Here is a 1907-nt window from a genome sequence, read left to right as displayed (position 1 = left end):
GAAGTGGCTTGACAGCAGCCTCCATGCACCCTATTCCCACCCCACACCGCCGCCGGAACCCCGGCGGCTTGTCCTTTTCTTACGCAACCGAAGGGTGCCCGCGATGAAGACCGTCTCGCTCAAGCCCGCCGATGTCGAAAAGAAGTGGGTTGTGATCGACGCCTCCGGGCTCGTCGTTGGCCGTCTCGCCTCCGTCGTGGCGATGCGTCTGCGCGGCAAGCACAAGGCCGCCTACACCCCCCACGTCGACTGCGGCGACAATGTCATCGTCATCAATGCCGAGAAGGTCTCCCTGACCGGCCGCAAGCGTGACCAGAAGGTGTATTACCACCACACTGGCTTCCCGGGGGGCATCAAGGAGCGTTCGGCCAAGTTCATCCTGGAAGGCCGCTTCCCCGAGCGCGTCGTCGAGAAGGCTGTCGAGCGCATGCTGCCGCGCGGCCCGCTCTTCCGCCAGATCCTCGGCAATCTGCGCGTCTACAAGGGCGCGGAGCATCCGCACGCTGCCCAGTCGCCGGAGGCGCTCGACGTCGCCGCGCTCAACAGCAAGAACAAGAGGGTCTGACCGTGGCCGAAGTTCTTCAGTCGCTCTCCCAGCTTGGCGATGTCGCCAAGCCCGCGCAGCCGGAAGCTCCGGTCCACGTCAAGAAGGTCGATGCCCAGGGCCGCGCCTATGCCACCGGCAAGCGCAAGAACGCGATCGCTCGCGTCTGGATCAAGCCCGGCTCAGGCAAGGTCACGGTCAATGGCCGCGATCAGGAGATCTACTTCGCTCGTCCGGTGCTGCGCCTCGTGCTGCAGCAGCCGCTCCAGCTGGTCGATCGCATGACGCAGTATGACGTCATCGTCTCGGTCAAGGGCGGCGGTCTCTCCGGCCAGGCCGGCGCGGTTCGCCACGGCATCTCCAAGGCGCTGACCCACTATGAGCCGGAGCTTCGCAGCCCGCTCAAGAAGGAAGGCTTCCTGACCCGCGACTCGCGTGTCGTCGAGCGTAAGAAGTTCGGTAAGGCCAAGGCCCGCCGCAGCTTCCAGTTCTCGAAGCGCTGATCGTTTCCGGATTATCCGGTATGCGGAAGGGCGGCTCGCAAGAGCCGCCCTTTTCGTATTCTCTGGCCGTCCCTCGATGGATCAGCAGGAGCCTGCCATGACGCGCCCCGTCCTTCTCGTCACCGGCGGCAGCCGCGGCATCGGCGCCGCGACGTGCATCATGGCGGCCCGGCGCGGGTACGACGTTGCGGTGAACTACCAGAGCAATGGGAAGGCGGCTGCCGAGGTCGTAGCAGCCTGCGAGCACGCTGGTGCGAAGGCCGTCGCACTTCAGGGCGACATGGCCAGCATGACGGATATCGCCCGCGTCTTTGCGGAGACGAAGGGCGCTCTCGGCCCGCTCAGCCATGTCGTCAACAATGCCGGCATCACCGGCAGGTCGAGCCCGCTGGTCGATGCCGACACGGCGGTCATTCGAGAATGCATCGACGTCAACGTCACCGGTGCGATCCTGGTCGCGCGCGAGGCGGCTCGGGCGCTCATCGCCAACGAAGCAGGACCGGCGCGGGCGATCGTCAACATCTCCTCGGTCGCTGCGGAGCTCGGCTCGCCCGGCGAGTACGTCTGGTATGCGGCTTCGAAGGGCGCCGTCGACTCCCTCACGATCGGGCTCGCCAAGGAGCTTGCGCCTCATGGAATCCGTGTGAACGCCGTTGCGCCGGGCATCACCGAGACCGAGATCCACGCGCTTTCCACGGGAGAGGCCGGCCGTGTCGGGCGCATCGCGCCGCTGATTCCGCTGAAGCGCGCCGCGACCGCCAACGAGATCGCGGAAGCGGTGCTGTTCCTGCTCTCCGACGCGTCGAGCTATACGACGGGCGTGATCCTGAAGGTTTCCGGCGGGCGCTGATGCGCCACCG

3 protein-coding genes are annotated in these 1907 nt (G+C 66.2%); all 3 read left to right on the top strand.

Annotation, left to right across the window (positions count from 1 at the left end; genetic code table 11):
- The first annotated feature begins 103 nt into the window (after positions 1 to 103).
- The 3 genes from rplM to ACIPIA_RS15215 all read left to right on the top strand — a co-directional run bounded on the left by rplM (position 104) and on the right by ACIPIA_RS15215 (position 1897).
- Positions 104 to 565 (top strand): 50S ribosomal protein L13, encoded by a 462-nt coding sequence (rplM, locus tag ACIPIA_RS15225; RefSeq protein WP_400510767.1) that lies wholly within the window; start codon positions 104 to 106, stop codon positions 563 to 565.
- A gap of 2 nt (positions 566 to 567) precedes the next feature.
- On the top strand, positions 568 to 1047 hold the full coding sequence (gene rpsI, locus ACIPIA_RS15220) for a 30S ribosomal protein S9 (RefSeq protein ID WP_265058904.1): 480 nt from the start codon (positions 568 to 570) through the stop codon (positions 1045 to 1047).
- A 97-nt stretch (positions 1048 to 1144) separates the two neighbouring features.
- A complete protein-coding gene (locus ACIPIA_RS15215; protein WP_400510765.1) occupies positions 1145 to 1897 on the top strand; it encodes an SDR family oxidoreductase in 753 nt (250 codons plus the stop codon).
- The last annotated feature ends 10 nt before the right edge of the window (positions 1898 to 1907 follow it).

This window comes from Allobosea sp. CER48 (assembly GCF_044752385.1).
In the GTDB taxonomy this organism is placed as follows: domain Bacteria; phylum Pseudomonadota; class Alphaproteobacteria; order Rhizobiales; family Beijerinckiaceae; genus Allobosea.
Note: the sequence above shows the minus strand (reverse complement) of the source record. Positions and strands in the feature narration are given on the sequence as shown.

Bases quoted from the DNA above. Each gene is read 5' to 3' on its own strand.
- rplM (WP_400510767.1), top strand. From the start codon at position 104: ATGAAGACCGTCTCGCTCAAGCCCGCCGATGTCGAAAAGAAGTGGGTT.
- ACIPIA_RS15215 (WP_400510765.1), top strand. From the start codon at position 1,145: ATGACGCGCCCCGTCCTTCTCGTCACCGGCGGCAGCCGCGGCATCGGC.